Genomic DNA, 16,284 nt, shown 5'->3' with positions numbered 1-16,284 from the left:
GAAAGGCCACCATGACCACACCACTCATTCCCGCCTGGGTGAGTTCCGAGCTCAACCAGGCCGACGCCGCCGAGGTCATTGCCCTGGCCTCCGCATGCCTCACCGACGACCCCGACATCACGGTGACCCGCCCGGCCACCGTCGGAGTCGTCGTCACGCAGGTGCGCGAGCCCATCGCCGAGGAGCGGTTCATCCTCGGCGACACGATGGTCTGCCGCGCCGAGGTCACCCGCCGGGGCTCCCCGGGCTGGGCGATGCGGCTGGGCGGCGACAAGATGGCCGCCCTCGCCGCCGCCATCCTCGCGGCCGAGTACACCAGCGACGGACCCCGGGCCGGTGAGGTCGGCGACCTGTGCACCCGCAGCGCCGAACAACGCCGGGCCGGCCGCGCCCGGGAGTGGGAGCGCCTGGCCCCATCCATCGTCGAGTTCGAGGAGATCCCGTGACCATCACCACCACCCCGCTCGCCCCGGTCGAGTCCTGGCCGGTGCTCCGGGAGCTCTCACCCACCGTCTCCCAGCAGGTCTTTCACGCCTCCATGGAGGCACTGGCACGCCCCGGCACCCTGCACCGCCTCCCCGCCGGGGCGGTGCCCGAGCCCGTCCCGGCGGCACTCGCACCGCTGCTCGCTCTGGTGGACCTGATGGCTCCGCTCGCGGCGCTGCCCGCCGGTCCCGACGATGCCACCACCCGGGCGGTCGCCACGGTCGGCCGGCTGACCGGTGCACCCGTGGTCAGTCCTGGGCGGGCCCGCTTCGCGCTCGCGCTCGCCGAGCCCTTGGACTGGGTCGAGCTGAGCACCGGCTCGCACTGGTCGCCCGAGCAGGGCGCCGTGCTGGTTCAGCGCGTGCACTCCCTGACGGCGTCCGGTCCCTGGCAACTACGCGGCCCGGGCATCCCACCGGCCACGCCCGCGACGATCGCGGTCACCGGCCTCAGCCCGGCCTGGGTGACCCAACGTGCGGCACTCGTGGCCGACTACCCCGCCGGCATCGACTGCCTGCTCGTGGCCGACGACGGCACGCTCGCCGGTCTGCCCCGCACCACCACGATCGAGGTGATCTGATGTACGCCGGAACGAACAAGGGCGGGACCGAGGCGATCGTCGCCGCGGAACGGCTCGTGCTGGAGCGGCGCGCCCAGCTGGACGGCGCCCTGACGGCCGCGTCCGTCGTCGAGAGCTTCCCGCTCGCGATCGACCGGATCATGGGCGAGGGCGGACTGTGGTCCCCGGAGACCGCAGCCTCGGCCTTCCTCCAGGCCAATGGTGATATCACCGAGGCGGTCCACCTGATCCGCGCCCACCGTTCGACCCTGCCCCGCCTGGAGTTCAGCGAACCGTTGGACCCGCGCGAGCTTCAGATTCTGCGCCGGGTGGTCTCCACCCAGCGCCAGCCCGACGGTCCGATCCTGCTCGGCGAGACCGTCGACTACACCGCCCGGATCATCCATGAGGGCACCGACCTGCCACTGCCGATCGTGGACGAGCTGGACGGCGAGCCCCTCTCCCACCCGCCGGACGAGCCCTTCCTGCGGTTCCGCGATCAGCTCGCCGAGAAAGGAGTGCTGGTCGACCGCGACACCGGCGCAGACGCGGAACCCTTCGACATCCAGCTCAAGGCCGCCGAGCTACCCGCCCAGCGTTCGGCATGGCTGTCCGCGATCGCGCAGGCCGACACCGGCGGCCTGATCAACATCTGGTATCAGTCGATCCTCGGCACCGATGGGTACGCCACCGAGAACGTCACCCTCGGCGAGGTCCGCCACGGCCGCCTCCCGGTCCGCGTGCAGCACCCGCACACCGGCGAGGCCGTCGAGATCGGGCGGATCCGGGTGAGCGAGACCGAGGCCGTCGCCCACCTGGGTGGGCTGCGCGGAGAGGACCCGACCACCTACGACGTCGGGTACGCCATGGCGCTGGGCCACAACGAGCGCAAGACCATCTCGGGAGCCACCCTCGACATCGCCGCGCACCGGTTCCGCGGCACCGAGGACGGCAAGCGCCTGCAGCAGATCCTCATGCACACCACCGACGGGCTCTCGGCCAGCGGCTTCCTGGAGCACCTGAAGCTGCCGCACTACGTGACCTTCCAGTCCGGGCTGGATGCCGCCATGGCCGCACGGGCGGAAGCCGACGCACTCGAACACCTCGCCGAGGATCCCGACGAGAACGCCACGACCCCCATCGCGACGGCTGCCGCCACCGAGAGGAACGACCGATGACCGCCACGACTGCCGCACCGACTCTCGAGACCCTGGTGGCCGAGTCCGGGGCTGAGAACCGGCCCGTCGTCATGGACGAACAGGCCAAGCGCGAGGTCCGGCGTGCGGTCCTCTCCGGCATCTGCGTGCCTGGCTATATCGTGCCGTTCGGATCACGGGAGATGCCGGTCGCTCGCGGCTGGGGCTCCGGTGGCCTCCAGGTGACGCTCGCGATCGGCGGGCCTGACGACACCGTCAAGGTGATCGACCAGGGCGACGAGGAGGGGGTCAACGCAGTCAACCTGCGCCGGCTGCTCGTGGGCGTGCTCGGCTGCTCGGCCACTGCCGATACGGCGGAGTCGACGATCGTGCAGTCCCGTCACCGGGTGCCGGAGGAGCACCTGGGCAACCACCAGACGCTGGTGCTGCAGGTGCCGCAGTCGGAGCCGCTGCGCGCGGTCGAGCGCTCGGTCTATGAGTGCAAGCGCCGCCACGCCGAGGCCGACTACGCCAAGATGTGGGTGGCGCTGTACGAGCGGCTCTCCCTCACCGGCGTGATGGGCACCGGGGCCGGTCACCCGGTGCTCGTGCACGGGCGCTACCTGATGTCGCCCAGCCCGATCCCGCGCTGGGACGTGCCGCGACTGCACCAGAGCGACAGTCTCACCCTCCTCAGCCACGGCCGCGACAAGAAGATCTACGCCGTCCCGCCCTACACCGACGTCGAACCGCTGTCCTTCTCCGATGTGCCCTTCGAGGTCGAGCACCTCGACGGCGTCACCTGCGCCCAGTGCGGGACCGCCGAGTCGTTCATGGTGGAGACCAGGACCGGCGAGTTCATCTGCTCGGACGTGCAGTGGTGCCTGAAGGTCCGCGCCGGCGAGGCCGACCTCGACGCCCATGAGCGCCTCGTGCCCCGGCACTACTACCCCGACCCGAATACCCGTGTACGGGCCCGGGCGAAGGTCGATCCCACCGAGCACGTCCCACCGCCGGCCGGCGTGACCGCCCCCGGGCAGGACTGGTCGTTACGGGTAGACGGGCTCGGCAGGATCTTCCCCGGCGGGCGCGGATCCTCCGAGGTAGTCGCCGCGGCGGATGTCTCCTTCGACGTCGCCCCCGCTGAGGCGCTCGGCGTGATCGGCGAGTCCGGGTCCGGCAAGTCGACCGTGATGCGCTGCATCGTCGGCGACGAGCTCGACGCCACCGGCAGTGTCCGGATCGGGGCCGTGGACCGCGGGGAGACGAACCTGCTCCAGCTGACGCCGTCGGAACGGCGCGCGCTGCGCACCCACGTGCTCAGCGTGGTCTACCAGGATCCGGCCGCCGGGCTCGATCTGGCGATCTCCGCCGGCGGGAACATCGCCGACGCGCTGGTGGCCGCCGGCTGGCGGTCCTACCACCGGATCCGGCGCCGGGCCGCCGAGCTGTTGGAACGGGTCGAGGTCCCGTTGAACCGGATCGACGACGTCGTGGGGCAGTTCTCCGGAGGGATGCGCCAGCGGGTGCAGATCGCCAAGGCGCTCGCCACCGATCCGCAGGTGCTGCTGCTGGACGAACCCACCACCGGACTGGACGCCGCAGTGGCGGCCGGCGTGCTGGACCTGCTGCGTGAGCTGCTCGCCGAACGTGAGCTCGCCGTCGTCGTGGTCAGCCACGACTTCGCGGTGATCGACGCGCTCACCGACCGTGCCGTCGTGATGCGCCACGGGCGCGTCGTCGAGTCAGGACTGACCGACCAACTGTTCGCCGACCCGCACCACCCCTACACCCAGCAGCTCGTCGCGGCGGCACGGGCATGACACCGGAAGAGCACATGATGACCTCACCCCACCCCGAGCCGATCCTCACCGTGACCGAGCTGACGAAGTCGTTCACGCTGCACGCCATCGACCGGCGGGTGCAGTCGCTGCGTTCGGTCTCCTTCACCCTGCGCCGGGGCGAGCACCTCGCACTGGCAGGTGCCAGCGGGGCGGGCAAGTCGAGCCTGCTGCGGTGCATCTACCGCAACTACCTGCCCGACTCCGGCACGGTGGTGCTGCACGACGGGCACAAGTCCGTGGACCTGACGGCGCTGGACGACCGGTCGATGGCACGCCTGCGCGGGCGGGACTTCGGCTACGTCTCCCAGTTCCTCAACGCCCCACCGCGGGTGGGACCGCTGCGACTGGTCAGCGATGCGGCGCTGCGCCGGGGCCTCGACCGCGGACAGGCACGGGAGGCCGCCGCCGCTGCGCTCCTGCGGCTGGGCATCGAGGAGCGGTTGTGGGACGTGGACTGCTCGGTGCTCTCCGGTGGTGAGCGCCAGCGGGTCAATCTGGCTGCCGGAACCGTCAGCCCGCCACGGCTGTTGTTGCTGGACGAACCGGTCTCGGCTCTCGATCCGGCGAACCGGACCCTCGCGCTGGAGGTGATCGAGGCCCTGCGCCACCAGGACGTCTCCGTGCTGGCCGTCTACCACGACATGAGCATCATCCGCCGGGTGGCCGGACGGGTGCTGGTCATGGCCGACGGTCAGATCACCGCGGACGGACCACCGCAGGACGTGCTCGTCCCCGGGCACGCCGTCCTGGAGGAGGCCTACGCATGAGCACGACCATCTCAGCAGTGCGGCAGGGCTGGCGGTTCGGCACCACCCCGGCCGACTACGTCATCTCCGACGTCCACGTAGTGCTTCCCGGGCGGGTCACCGATCGGGCGGCGGTCGCCGTCGAGAACGGGCTGATCGCCGAGGTGGTGGAGTCGGCCAAGATCCGCGGTGACGTGGACGGCGGCGGGCTGCTGCTCGCGCCTGGCCTGATCGATGTGCACAGCGATGCGCTGGAGAAGGAGCGCACCCCGCGTCCGTCGGCCGAGCTGCCGTGGGACTACGCGATGGCGTCCTTCGAAGGCAAGGTGGTGGCCGCCGGGATCACCACGGTCTTCCACGGCGCCGGCTTCCACAACAAGGTCTCCGACGGCGTCGCTCGCCGGCCCTCGCTCGCCCTCGAGCTGTGCGACGTGGTGGACGCCTTCACCAGCACCCGGGTGGACCATCGGGTGCTGCACCGCTTCAACGTCCGCTCCGACCAGGGCGCCGAGCTGATCGGCACCCGGATCGCGGATCTGTCACCCGGCACCGGCCCGATCCTGCTCTCCCATGAGGACCACACACCCGGTCAGGGCCAGTATGCCGACGTGGGCCACTTCATCGACACACTCGTCGAGTCCGGCGAGGACCGCGCCGAGGTCGAACGTCGCGTGCAGGAGCGGATGGAGCAGGCCGCCCGGACCGAGCACGTGCGCGAGGCGAACCTCACCTGGGCGGGCGAGCTGGCGTCGTCGGGAAGGGCCCGGTTGCTCGGGCACGACCCGGACACGGCCGAGGCGATCGATCAGCTCCTCGCCCGCGGGGGTGCGGTGGCGGAGTTCCCGACCACGCTGGCCGCGGCCCGCCGTGCGAGGGAGTGTGGGCTGCTCACCGTTGCTGGAGCTCCGAACGTGCTCCGAGGTTCCTCCCACTCGGGCAACGTGAGCGCCGCCGAGCTCATCACGGCAGGGCTGGTGGATGCACTCGCCTCGGACTATCTCCCGTCCGGGCTACTTGGCAGCCTCGCGGTACTGCGCCGCGATCTGGGCGTCGAGCCGCCGGAGGCGTTCCGGCTGCTCACGGCAGGTCCGGCCGCCGTGGCCGGGCTGAGCGACCGAGGTCGAATCGAACCCGGGCTTCGCGCCGATCTGGTACTCGTCGATCTCGACAGGCAGTGGCCGACGGCGGTCTCCACCTTCTCGGCCACGGGTGTGCGGGCATGACGGTTACCGCGCTGCCCGAGCCCGCACTCCCTGCCGATCTGAACCCCATACTCGCGGAGGCGTGCCGGGCGGCGTCGACCGCAGCGCGGCACGCATGGTCGGCACTGGATCGCCAGGCGCGGGCGGAGGAGGTGCGGATGGGGGCAGACGGCACGCCCACGATGCGCATCGACGAACTCGTCGAGGACGCGATCGTCGCCGTCGCCGAGGCTCACCGGATCAACGTGCTCAGCGAGGAGGTGGGTTTCCTCGATCACGGCAGTGCCCGCACCCTGGTGGTCGATCCGCTCGACGGCTCCGCGAACGCGGCCGCCGGTGTACCGCTCTCCTGTTTCTCCGGTGCGCTCGTGGCGGACGGCACGCCGGTCGAAGCCCTCACCTGCTGGTTGGAGACGGGGCGCAGCATCAGCGCGCGGGCGGGTGTGCCGGTGACGTACCGGACCAGCGGCCGGACCGCCCTGGCCGGGTCCGCATTGTCGATGCTGCGCCCGAAGGTCGGGGCACGGGGCGACACCACCGGGGTCTGGACGGCCCTGAGCGGACGGGCAGGCCGGGTGCGGATCCTCTCGACCAGTTGCCTGGAGTCGATGCTGGTGGCGGACGGCTCGATCGATGCGTTCGCCGACCCGGGATCGGACACGCACCGCCTCGTGGACCTGATCGCGGCCCAGCTGATCGTGCCGGCGGCCGGCGGGCACGTCTGCGACGCCTTCGGCCGCGACCTCGACTTCTCCCATGACCTGACCCGTCGCTACTCGGGTGTGGTGGCAGCCAGCCGCGACCTGGCCGAGGAGATCGGCGCGCTGATCACTGCCACGATCTGACTCTCGGATTGCGGCGACCTAACCGGCTGGCGTAGGCATAGGTGGTGAGCCTCGACCGCCTCTTCCACCGGGACATGGTGCTGCTGCTGGTCGCCACCGTCGGCGCCCTCGCGAACTACGCCCTGATGCTCCCGGTCGCACCGTTGTGGGCGGCCGAAGGTGGTGCGAGCGAGGCCCTGGTCGGCACGATCACCGGCGCCATGATGGCCACCACGGTGCTCACCCAACTCTCGATGGGCTGGATCTTCCGGGTCGCGACACTGCGACAGATGATCCTGATCGGCTCACTACTTCTCGCTGCCGCCACCCCGTTCTACATCGCATCGACGGCCGTCGCCTCGCTGGTGCTGATCTCCGGTGTGCGCGGTGTGGGGTTCGCCCTCGTGGTGGTGGCCGGCGCCGCCCTCGCTGCCGAGCTCGCGCCGGCAGGCAAGCTCGCGACGGCGACCGGTGTGTACGGCGTGGCGGCCGGGCTTCCGAATGTGGTGGCTCTGCCTGCCGGGGTGTGGCTCGCGCAGACGTGGGGCTTCACGCCGATGTTCATCACCGCCAGCGTGCTGGCAGTGCTCGCGGTCCCGCTGGCGTTCGCGATCTCCGGCGGGCGCTCCCACGCCGGGTCCGGCAGCGGCAGCGGGCACCTGCCGATGCGCACCTGGGCGAAGTTCCTGGCTCCGACGGCGGTGTTCGCGGCGACGGCCGTGGCCCTGGGCGGCGCGACGACGTTCGTCCCGATCGCGGTGCCGGACCCGGGCGTCGCGACCCTGTCACTGTTCTCGCTCTCGGCGCTGATGGTGCTTGGGCGGTTGTTGGCCGGGCGGATCGGTGACCGAGTCAGTGCCGGACGGTTGCTCCTGCCGGCCGCGGTGCTCAGCGCCGTCGGGATGCTCGGGGTGGCGCTGACCACCGGACCTGAGGCCGGTGTGCTCACGGTCGTCGCGGCCGCCGTCTTCGGTCTGGGTTTTGGGGCGGTGCAGAACGACTCGCTGGTCACCGTGATGACACGGGCGGGGAGCAAGGGCCTGGGCTCGGCCAGCACGGTGTGGAACATCGCCTACGACGGCGGCGTCGGCATCGGTGCCGTGCTGCTCGGGGTGGTGGTGGCGGCGTCGAGCTACACCTGGGGCTTCGTGGTGCTTGCGGTCGCGATCGCGGCGCTCGCGCCGGTGGCGTTCCGGCTGCGGGGTGCCTCCGCGGCCTCCCCCGGTGGGGCTGCGGGAGTCATCGACGGCGATCGCTGACCTACGTCTCACGTGAGCGTTCTTCGGGGTTCACGGTCAGCTCAAGGCCGACAGCGCGACCACCGCGCCGGCGCGGCCGGCCCAGCAGCGTGACGATCGTGAACCACCGGAATCGGTTGCCGTACTTGGCCGTCATCGCCCGCTTCGCCACGCGCAGTTCTGCACCGGACAGGACCCGAGCCTCCCCTCGCCGCCAGGCGCCCGTCGGCACGCCGCGGAACGTCGATTCCGCGAACTCGACCCGCGGATCTCGGGCGATCCGGCGCACCTTCCACGAACGACCCGGCGTATACCCGTACAGTCGACCGCCCGCAGGGGCGAGCCAGATCGGCGTGGACACTGGTGTCCCATCTCGCCGGAACGTGGTCAGCGCAAAGTACTCATCGTCTCGATGACGGTCGCGACGTGGCATACCGACAGTGTGGCTGACGGCGCAGGCCAGGTATCTCCTGAGGTGCCGCCCACCGGCCGCGGCGCCCGCCCCGCTATCGGGACGGGCGCCGCGCACCTCCTCTGTGCCCGAGGTGGCTCCGCGCCGGCTACTCGGTGACGGTGAGCGTCAGGCTCGCGGTGATGCCACCTGTGCGGACCGAGATCGTGCTCACCCCTGCGGCCACCGCGGTGACCTCCCCCGTGACCGGGTCGATCGTGGCCACATCCGGGTCCGAGCTGGACCAGACGTGGGACATCGGATCGGCCACCGGCATGACGGGCGGATCGGTGATGTTGGAACCGTTCTCGTTCACGGCCGTTGCCGTGTACTGCCTGGTCGATCCGACCGGCACCGAGTCCACCCTGGTGTCGTCCAGAGCATCCGCCGTGCCTTGGTCGATGGTCACCGACTTCAGTATCGGCAGCACGCTGAACTGGACCGTACCGTCGGTGTTCACGTGGAACAGCGCGAAGTGGTAGAAGCCACCCTGATCCGCCGCCACATACGGCGGAGTGCCGATGTCGGCGATGGTGAATTGCGGAATGCCCGTCTCCGCATCGCCCGGATCACCATGCGGATCCAGCAACTGGTTCGCGAACCCGCGCGCGTGCCCGTACATGACCACCACGCGCTGGTCGGGATGCTCGACCCGGTAGTTCTGGATCACCTGCAGGAACTGTTCGGCCTCCCAACGGTTCGAGAACTGACTGGAGTTGCTCGGCGAGTGGTCATAGGCAGGCATATGGATGCCGACGAACACCACCGGGCTGGTCACGGACTCGAGCTGTTCGACGAACCACGGGAACTGCTCAACCCCGGGTACCTGCTGGGGGTCGGATCCGGTGATCGAACCCATCGAGTTGTCCAGCCCGATGAAGGTCATCCCGGGCCGGGTGAAGGTGAAGTGAGTGTCCTGACCGAAGACGGAGTAGAAGTTGCCGTCCGCCGGTTCGGAGCCCTGGCTGATCTCGTGGTTGCCCACCACGTCATACAGCGGCACCCCGAACTGCTCCCACTGTTCCTTCGCGAACACCAGGTCATCGAGGTTGCCGGTGTCCGAGATGTCCCCGAGGCTCAGCGCCACCTCCGGGCGCGCCACCTCCGGAAGCGGCTCAACGGTCTGGCCAGCCGAGGTGGTGTACGCGGTCCCCGCGGTGCGCTGGACCATCCCCTCGATGTTCACCGCACTCGTCGAATCAGGCTCGGCCGCAATGAGGTGTCCGTCATCCCCGATCACGAAGGTCTGGCCGCCCGGTTGGAAGTTGGCGGGATCCTGTTCGTAGGTCAGCCATTCCGGGTTATCGGGGTTGATCGCGGTGTACGGGGCTTCGTCAACCGGCGTGCCGGCGGGGTAGTCGACCCGCAGGTCGGCCAGCGTGAAGGTCCCGGTACTAGCATGCGTGGCGTACTGCCCGACGAAGCTGATGTCCCGGATCGTCAAGGGGTACTCCGTGAAGACACCGCGATTGATGCTCTTGTCCATCTCCACCCAGGTGCCATAGTCGCTCGGTTCGAGAGCGGTCCACAGACCCATGGTGTGACCGGCAGCGTCGGTGACGTTGAACACGATCCACGACTGTGGCGGTGCGTCACTGTCCACTTTGAACCGGAAGTGCAAGTTCTCCGGCACCTGACCGAACTCGTTCCGGTCGGCCAGGACACCGGCACCATTGTTCGGGCTGAGCCAGATCCGGTGCTGAACGGGGGCATTCGGGAAGGAGTAGTCCACCTCGATGGCCGTGGACTGGGTGGCGTCCGGCGGGACATCGGTGGTTTCGGCCGGATGGTCGCCCGAGGGGACTGTGGTGACCCCCTCGCCGGTGGATCGCAGCTCCCAGTCCGCCGCGCTGTCGGCCACGACCAACGGTCGCATCACCACACCCACGTTGATCTCGGCAGTCGCGCTCAGACCGCCTGCGGTGGCGGTCAGCTCGACCGCGCCGCTGCCCGAGGACGCTGCCGCAAATGTGCCGGTCGCGGAATCCATCGAACCCAGGTCGTCACGGTCCAGCTCCCAGGTCACCGAGTCCGCTTCCACTCTCACAGGTGCGGCATCGCCGGTGGAGCCGTGCACCACGAACTGCTGCGACTCACCGTTCGACACGCCATCCTGCTCCGGGGTGATCGTCAGGTCGCTGAAGGCAGGGTCGACCTTGATGGAGATGCTGGACATGGCTGAGCCGGCGCGCACGATCAGCCTGCCCGCGCCCCTGTTCGTCGCGGTGAACACCCCGTCTTCCCAGGTGCCCAGCCGCTGCGGGCGTACCGTCACCTCGACCGGGTCAGCGCTGGGGTTGCCGAACTCGTCCAGCGCATAGGCAGGGAGAGGCGTGGACGCGCCGACGGCGGTCGAGACAGTGGTCCCGTTACCCACGACGACGTCGGTCGCCGTGGCCGGAGCCTCGGCCGTGGAGTAGACGAACAGGCCATTGGCGACCGGACGCTCGGCCAGGTCGGACGGGCTGTTGGCGACGGACACGTCGGTGTCGCCGGGCTGGCGGACCACCAGCTCCGTCGATCCACCACCGTCGAGCAGGATGGCATCCGTGACGCCCAGAGACTGCAGGTAGGAGGCGACCTGGGCCCAGCCGACACCGACGGCAGTATCGGCGTGACGCTGCCCGTCGAGGGCGACCATGACCAGGCGCCCGTCCGCTGTGGTGCCTACGGCCGACTCCGGGTGCAGGCTGGAGGGCATCTGCTCGGTCGGGTCCTGGTAGATCGCGCCGTCCTTGAGGATCCGGCCCGCACCCTGGATGAGCTGCTCGATGTTGTCGTTCGGACTGATCTGGCTCGTCGTACTCAACGTCATCCCGACCTCGACATTGTCGAGGATCCAGCGTCCGCCGGCGCTGTCCGCAGTGCCGGCCACCAGACCGTAGAAGCCGTCATCAAGTGCGGTCGCGGTGGACACCTCGGCGATCTCGATCGTGGCGCCACCATCCGAAGAGGTGCCCAGTGCCACGACGTGCGACCCGTCGAGCCAGGTGTCGGCCACGGCCCCCAGACGAGGAGTGATCATCGTGATCCCGTCCTCGGAGGCGTCATCGAGGGTGTTGATCGAGGACACCTCCCGGGTCGCGTCACCGGCTGTCACCGAGCCGCCGAACTCCTGCGTGCCGTACGCGAGGGAGCCGTCCTCCAGCACGGCGATCGTTCCCTCGTAGTCCGGCCGAGGGCTCTTCCAGATCTCGCCGTCGACGATCTCGCCGCCGGTGGCCTGCCCGGAGGCGTGGATCTCGAAGTAGTCACCGTTGATACCCGCCACCGCACCCGTGCGGTCAGCCATCGAGGTCAGCGTCTCGTTTCCCGGGTCGATCACCGAGTCGTTCGAGACCACCGTGCCCAGTCGAACGTTCGGGTCCTGGGTGTCGGCCGTCACCAGGTGGATCGGGACGCGACCCGCCACCGCATCGATGACTTCGCTGGAGGCCGTGACTCCGTTCGTCACGGGCACCGGATCAGTGGCGGTTCGCCGTGTGATGCTGGACCAGGAGTCCAGTTGCTCGGGCATCCACTCCGTCTGCGGAGTGGGCTCCACCGCTGCGGTCGGCGCGGAAAGGCCGCCGGCGAGCATGGCCAATGCGGCGAGCGTGGCAGCTGCGGCAGCGATACGGCGGAGCGGACTCTCGGAGGGTGAGGCGGGTTTCAACCGTGTGAACGTCTTTTTGTCTCCCATGGTGAGGAGTCAACCGACCGGTGACCTGAGACTCAACGCCCTCTGAACTAACGCTGGGTGAACCTCCCGTTGTGCTGGTTAAGGAGTCTAGGTCCCGGTGAGTTCGTGGGTCGCGGACACGAGCGCGCCGATGGAGGGCCGGTAGTACGCCCACCGGCCCCGCTGTTCCCGCTGCACCAGCCCGGCGTCGACCAGCACCTTCATGTGGTGGGAGACCGTGGGCTGGGACAGTCCGACGGGTTCGGTCAGGTCGCACACGCACATCTCGCCGGCTGCGCTGGCGGTGATGAGGGCGAGCAGCGTCACCCGGGTGGGGTCGCCAAGTGCCTTGAACACGGCAGCGATTCGCTCCGCGTCACTCCTCGAGGGGACTGGGCCGACCTCGGTGCAGCACGCGACAGTCCGGGGTGTGCTCATAGCGACCAGTCTGCCCCTCATATTGACATATGTCGATCTGAAGCGGATGCTCGACACATCGAAGAACGTCGATGAATGGAGCGCAATGATGGACCCCGTCGTCATCGTCGGGGCCGGCCCGCAGGGCCTGGCCGCCGCAGCACACCTGCTGGAGCGAGATGTGGAACCGCTGGTGCTGGAAGCCGGGCCCGGACCCGCCGCGGCGGTGCATGAATGGGCACATGTGCGGTTGTTCTCCCCGTGGCCGGAACTGATCGACGGCGCCAGCCGCCGACTGCTGGAGGGTGCCGGGTGGAGCGCTCCGGACCAGGGGTATCCCACGGGCGGCCAGTGGGTGTCGGAGTACCTGGCTCCCTTGGCGGCAGCGCTCGGCAATCGAGTCCGATACTCGGCTCACGTGGTCGGCGTCGGACGCAAGGGCCGTGACCTCTCGGTGGACTCCGGGCGCGAGGACCAGCCGTTCGTGGTGCACATCGAGACACCGGAGGGCGAGGAGCGCATCGAGGCCAGGGCAGTGATCGATGCCTCCGGAACGTGGTCGAGCCCGAACCCCGCCGGCGCCGACGGGCTGTCGGCGCTGGGCGAACGCGATGCGGCCGCGTCGGGGATGCTCACCTACCGCATCCCCGACGTGGACTCGCGCTGCTCTGGCCGGCACACCGTCGTCATCGGCAACGGGCACTCCGCCGCGACAGCGGTCGCGAACCTCGCCCGCGTGGCTCGGCGCGATCGGACCACCCGCATCACCTGGGTGTTGCGTCGCGGCCAAGTAGGCGACACCTTCGGCGGTGGCCAGGCGGACGAGCTCCCCGAACGCGGCGCCCTCGGTCAGCGGGCCAAGCGAGCCGTCGAGTCCGGGCTGGTACGCCTCGTCACCGGCTTCCGCACCGACCGGATCGACATGGTCGACGGCTCGGTGATCGTCAGTGCCGAGGACGGCCGCCGCCTGGATCCCGCCGACCACGTGGTGGCGCTCACCGGATTCCGGCCCGATCATTCCTTCCTCTCCGAGGTACGTCTCGAACTCGATCTGCGGCTGCAGGCTCCACGGCGCGTGGCCATGGAGGTGGATCCGAACATCCACTCCTGTGGGTCCGTGGCTGCGACCGGGGCCACCGACCTCGCGCACCCGGAACCGGGCTTCTACATCGTGGGCGCGAAATCCTACGGCCGGGCACCCACCTTTCTCGCCCTCACCGGTTTCGAACAGGTGCGCAGCGTCGTCGCGAAGCTGGCAGGCGACGACGCGGCCGCCGAACGGGTCGAGTTGGACCTGCCCGACACGGGCGTCTGTGGTGGAGCAGGCCTGTTCGACGAACCGGAGCAGGCAGTCGGTTGCTGCACGAGCGCACCGCAGCCGATCTCCCTCGAACCGGCGGCCGGCTGACGAACCATGGCCCGCTTGGGCAACGTTGCGGCCACTCTCGGGTCGGAAACCGACCGCAACGTTGCCCCACCCAGGTGTGCTGGATGGCTACTGTGACGCCCATGGACGCAGCATCTCCGCACCCGGTGAGCCCGCGGACGCTGCTGCGGCAAAGCTGGCAGGAGGTGGTGTTCCTGCACTGGCGGGTGGCCGAGGAGGACGTGGCACCGTTGCTCCCCCCGGGAACCGTCCCGGACCTGATCGACGGATCGGCGTGGGTCGGGGTGATCGGGCTGCGGATGCGGAACCTGTGGTTCGGGCCGGTCCCCTATCCGTCGTTCTTCGAGCTGAACGTGCGGCTGTACAGCCGGGACGTCGAAGGGCACGCCGGGGTGGTGTTCCGGGCCATGGAGGCGGCCGACCCACTGTTCGCGGCAGGGTGCCGTGCGGCCGTGCGGCTGCCCTACACCTGGGCCGACTTCCGGTACGCCCGTACCGCCGACCATGTGGCGTACGCGACCCGGCGACTCGCTCCGGCGGCCGGCGGGGCCGGGGTGCGGCTGGCGGTGCGGCCGGGTCCGCGGCACCCTGCCCCCACCGAGGTCGAGCAGCAACTCACCGCCCGCTGGTCGCTGCACGAGCGGTGGTACGGCACCACTGTGCGGTTCCCGATCGATCATCCGCCCTGGCCGCTGCAGTACACAGCGCTCGAGGCCTGGCACGACGACGGCCTGCTCGCTGCCTGCGGGCTCCCTCCTCAGCATGGGCCACCGGAGAGCGTGCTCTACGCGTCGTCGACCACGGTGCGGTTCGGGCTACCTGCGCCGATCGTCTGAACGAGAAGGTCACGATTCGGTCGCCCGCGCGGGGATGTCTCCCGCGGGAATCGATCGCGGGCTACCGTGCGTTCACATCAGCACGCAGCACTCTGTGTGCACTCTCGGGGCCGACAAGGAGATGACATGTTCAGACGAGGTTCGCTCGCCCTGGTGGCCGGCACCGCCACTACCGCGCTCACCCTGGCCGCCTGCTCACCGGGCAGCTCGGGAGAGCCCGACGGCGGAGGGTCCGAGGACAGCGCGACGGTCACCTTCCGGTTGTGGGACGACGCGGCCGCCGCGGCCTACGAGGAGTCCTTCGAGGCATTCACCGAGGCGAACCCCGACATCACGGTGGATGTCGAGACCGTCCCGTGGGCGAACTACTGGGACCGTCTCCCGCAGGACATCGGCTCCGGCACGATGGCTGACATCTTCTGGACGAACACCTCCAACTTCGGCATCTACGCCGACAACGGCAACCTGATCGACATCGGTGCCGAGATCGGTGCCGACCAGGACGAGCTCGTGCAGTCCGCCGTGGACCTGTACACCCGCAACGGCGCCGAGTGGGGCGTGCCGCAGCTGACCGATTCGATCGCGCTCTACTACAACGCTGACCTGCTCGCCGAGGCCGGGGTCGACCCGAGCAGCCTGCAGTGGGACCCCAGCGGCACGAACGACACGTTCCTGGGAGCGGCACTCGATCTGACCGTGGACGCCAGCGGCGTGACCGCCGCCGAGGACGACTTCGATGCCGAGAACATCGAGCAGTACGCCTTCAACGCCCAGAACGACCTGCAGGCGATCTACATCGACTTCCTCGGATCCAACGGCGCCCGGTACCAGGACGGCGACCAGTACGCCTTCAACACCCCGGAGGGTGCGGAGTCGTTCCAGTACCTGGTGGATCTGATCAACACCTACCATGTCTCCCCGTCCGCTGCTGAGACCAACCAGAACGGGGACCTGGCCCGCGACCTGTTCGTGCAGGGCAAGATGGCGCTGTTCCAGTCCGGGCAGTACTCGCTGCCGCACATGGCCGACGCCGAGTTCGATTGGGGTATCGCGCCGATGCTCGAGGGCCCGGACGGGCGCGTGGGCGTGGTGCACAGCGTGGCGGCGGTGGGCAACGCCGAGACCGAGCACCCCGAGGCCACCCTCGAGGTGCTGCGCTGGCTGAGCACTGCCGAGGGACAGGAGCCGCTCGGTGCCAACGGCGCCGCGTTCCCGGCCGCCGTGGATGCGCAGAGCTCGTTCGTGGACTACTGGACCGAGCAGGGGGTGGACACCTCCGAATTCATCGCCGCCGCCGAGGGCGAGACGATCGCCGCACCGCTCGGCCCACGAGCGAACGCCGGAGCGAACGCCATCGCTCCCTACTTCGAGGAGATGTTCGCCGGCCGGCTCCCGGTGCAGGAGGCACTGCAGCAGGCACAGGACGCCGCCAACGAGGCCATCGCCGAGTAGGCACACAGCACAACGCCCCCGCATCGGGCGGGGGCGTTGTCGTGT

14 protein-coding genes are annotated in these 16,284 nt (G+C 69.6%); 11 read left to right on the top strand and 3 right to left on the bottom strand.

Annotated elements, in window-relative coordinates; translation table 11 throughout:
* Positions 1–11 precede the first annotated feature (11 nt).
* From BLU77_RS15215 to BLU77_RS15180, 8 genes are read left to right on the top strand one after another with little or no spacing between them, the layout of a single operon-like run.
* Positions 12–446 carry a phosphonate C-P lyase system protein PhnG gene (locus BLU77_RS15215; protein WP_089773922.1) on the top strand — a complete coding sequence of 145 codons (435 nt, stop codon included), beginning with the start codon at positions 12–14 and terminating at the stop codon, positions 444–446.
* Positions 443–1,066, top strand: a complete 624-nt coding sequence (gene phnH, locus BLU77_RS15210; protein WP_089773921.1) for a phosphonate C-P lyase system protein PhnH — start codon at positions 443–445, stop codon at positions 1,064–1,066. The genes BLU77_RS15215 and phnH overlap by 4 nt, the downstream gene beginning before the upstream one ends.
* Positions 1,066–2,223 (top strand): carbon-phosphorus lyase complex subunit PhnI, encoded by a 1,158-nt coding sequence (locus tag BLU77_RS15205; protein ID WP_217632471.1) that lies wholly within the window; start codon positions 1,066–1,068, stop codon positions 2,221–2,223. The genes phnH and BLU77_RS15205 overlap by 1 nt, the downstream gene beginning before the upstream one ends.
* Positions 2,220–4,004, top strand: coding sequence for an alpha-D-ribose 1-methylphosphonate 5-phosphate C-P-lyase PhnJ (locus BLU77_RS15200; RefSeq protein ID WP_089773920.1), 1,785 nt, complete (start codon positions 2,220–2,222; stop codon positions 4,002–4,004). Before BLU77_RS15205 ends, BLU77_RS15200 begins: the two co-directional genes overlap by 4 nt.
* A gap of 17 nt (positions 4,005–4,021) precedes the next feature.
* Positions 4,022–4,792, top strand: coding sequence for an ATP-binding cassette domain-containing protein (locus tag BLU77_RS15195; RefSeq protein WP_089775863.1), 771 nt, complete (start codon positions 4,022–4,024; stop codon positions 4,790–4,792).
* A complete protein-coding gene (locus BLU77_RS15190) occupies positions 4,789–5,994 on the top strand; it encodes an alpha-D-ribose 1-methylphosphonate 5-triphosphate diphosphatase (protein ID WP_089773919.1) in 1,206 nt (401 codons plus the stop codon). Before BLU77_RS15195 ends, BLU77_RS15190 begins: the two co-directional genes overlap by 4 nt.
* The gene (locus BLU77_RS15185; RefSeq protein WP_089775860.1) at positions 5,991–6,818 is read left to right on the top strand and encodes an inositol monophosphatase family protein; all 828 of its coding nucleotides are present in this window, start codon (positions 5,991–5,993) and stop codon (positions 6,816–6,818) included. The genes BLU77_RS15190 and BLU77_RS15185 overlap by 4 nt, the downstream gene beginning before the upstream one ends.
* Positions 6,819–6,862: 44 nt before the next feature.
* On the top strand, positions 6,863–8,056 hold the full coding sequence (locus BLU77_RS15180) for an MFS transporter (RefSeq protein ID WP_139177792.1): 1,194 nt from the start codon (positions 6,863–6,865) through the stop codon (positions 8,054–8,056).
* 1 nt (position 8,057) lies between these two features.
* Here BLU77_RS15180 and BLU77_RS15175 read toward each other — a convergent pair whose 3' ends face one another.
* From BLU77_RS15175 to BLU77_RS15165, 3 genes are all read right to left on the bottom strand, one after another.
* Positions 8,058–8,468 carry a PPOX class F420-dependent oxidoreductase gene (locus BLU77_RS15175; protein ID WP_089773917.1) on the bottom strand — a complete coding sequence of 137 codons (411 nt, stop codon included), beginning with the start codon at positions 8,466–8,468 and terminating at the stop codon, positions 8,058–8,060.
* A 127-nt stretch (positions 8,469–8,595) separates the two neighbouring features.
* Positions 8,596–12,168 carry a phosphodiester glycosidase family protein gene (locus BLU77_RS15170; protein WP_089773916.1) on the bottom strand — a complete coding sequence of 1,191 codons (3,573 nt, stop codon included), beginning with the start codon at positions 12,166–12,168 and terminating at the stop codon, positions 8,596–8,598.
* Between the two features lie 87 nt (positions 12,169–12,255).
* Positions 12,256–12,585, bottom strand: coding sequence for an ArsR/SmtB family transcription factor (locus BLU77_RS15165; RefSeq protein WP_089773915.1), 330 nt, complete (start codon positions 12,583–12,585; stop codon positions 12,256–12,258).
* 88 nt (positions 12,586–12,673) lie between these two features.
* Here BLU77_RS15165 and BLU77_RS15160 point away from each other — a divergent pair, with 88 nt between their 5' ends.
* From BLU77_RS15160 to BLU77_RS15150, 3 genes are all read left to right on the top strand, one after another.
* Positions 12,674–13,972, top strand: coding sequence for an NAD(P)-binding domain-containing protein (locus tag BLU77_RS15160; protein WP_089775858.1), 1,299 nt, complete (start codon positions 12,674–12,676; stop codon positions 13,970–13,972).
* 101 nt (positions 13,973–14,073) lie between these two features.
* The gene (locus tag BLU77_RS15155; RefSeq protein ID WP_089773914.1) at positions 14,074–14,787 is read left to right on the top strand and encodes a YqjF family protein; all 714 of its coding nucleotides are present in this window, start codon (positions 14,074–14,076) and stop codon (positions 14,785–14,787) included.
* Positions 14,788–14,913: 126 nt separating this feature from the next.
* Positions 14,914–16,239 carry an ABC transporter substrate-binding protein gene (locus BLU77_RS15150; protein ID WP_089773913.1) on the top strand — a complete coding sequence of 442 codons (1,326 nt, stop codon included), beginning with the start codon at positions 14,914–14,916 and terminating at the stop codon, positions 16,237–16,239.
* Positions 16,240–16,284: the final 45 nt, after the last annotated feature.

The organism is Ruania alba (genome assembly GCF_900105765.1).
In the GTDB taxonomy this organism is placed as follows: domain Bacteria; phylum Actinomycetota; class Actinomycetes; order Actinomycetales; family Beutenbergiaceae; genus Ruania; species Ruania alba.
The sequence above is the reverse complement of the archived record's forward strand: the minus strand, read 5'-3'. Positions and strand labels throughout refer to the sequence as shown.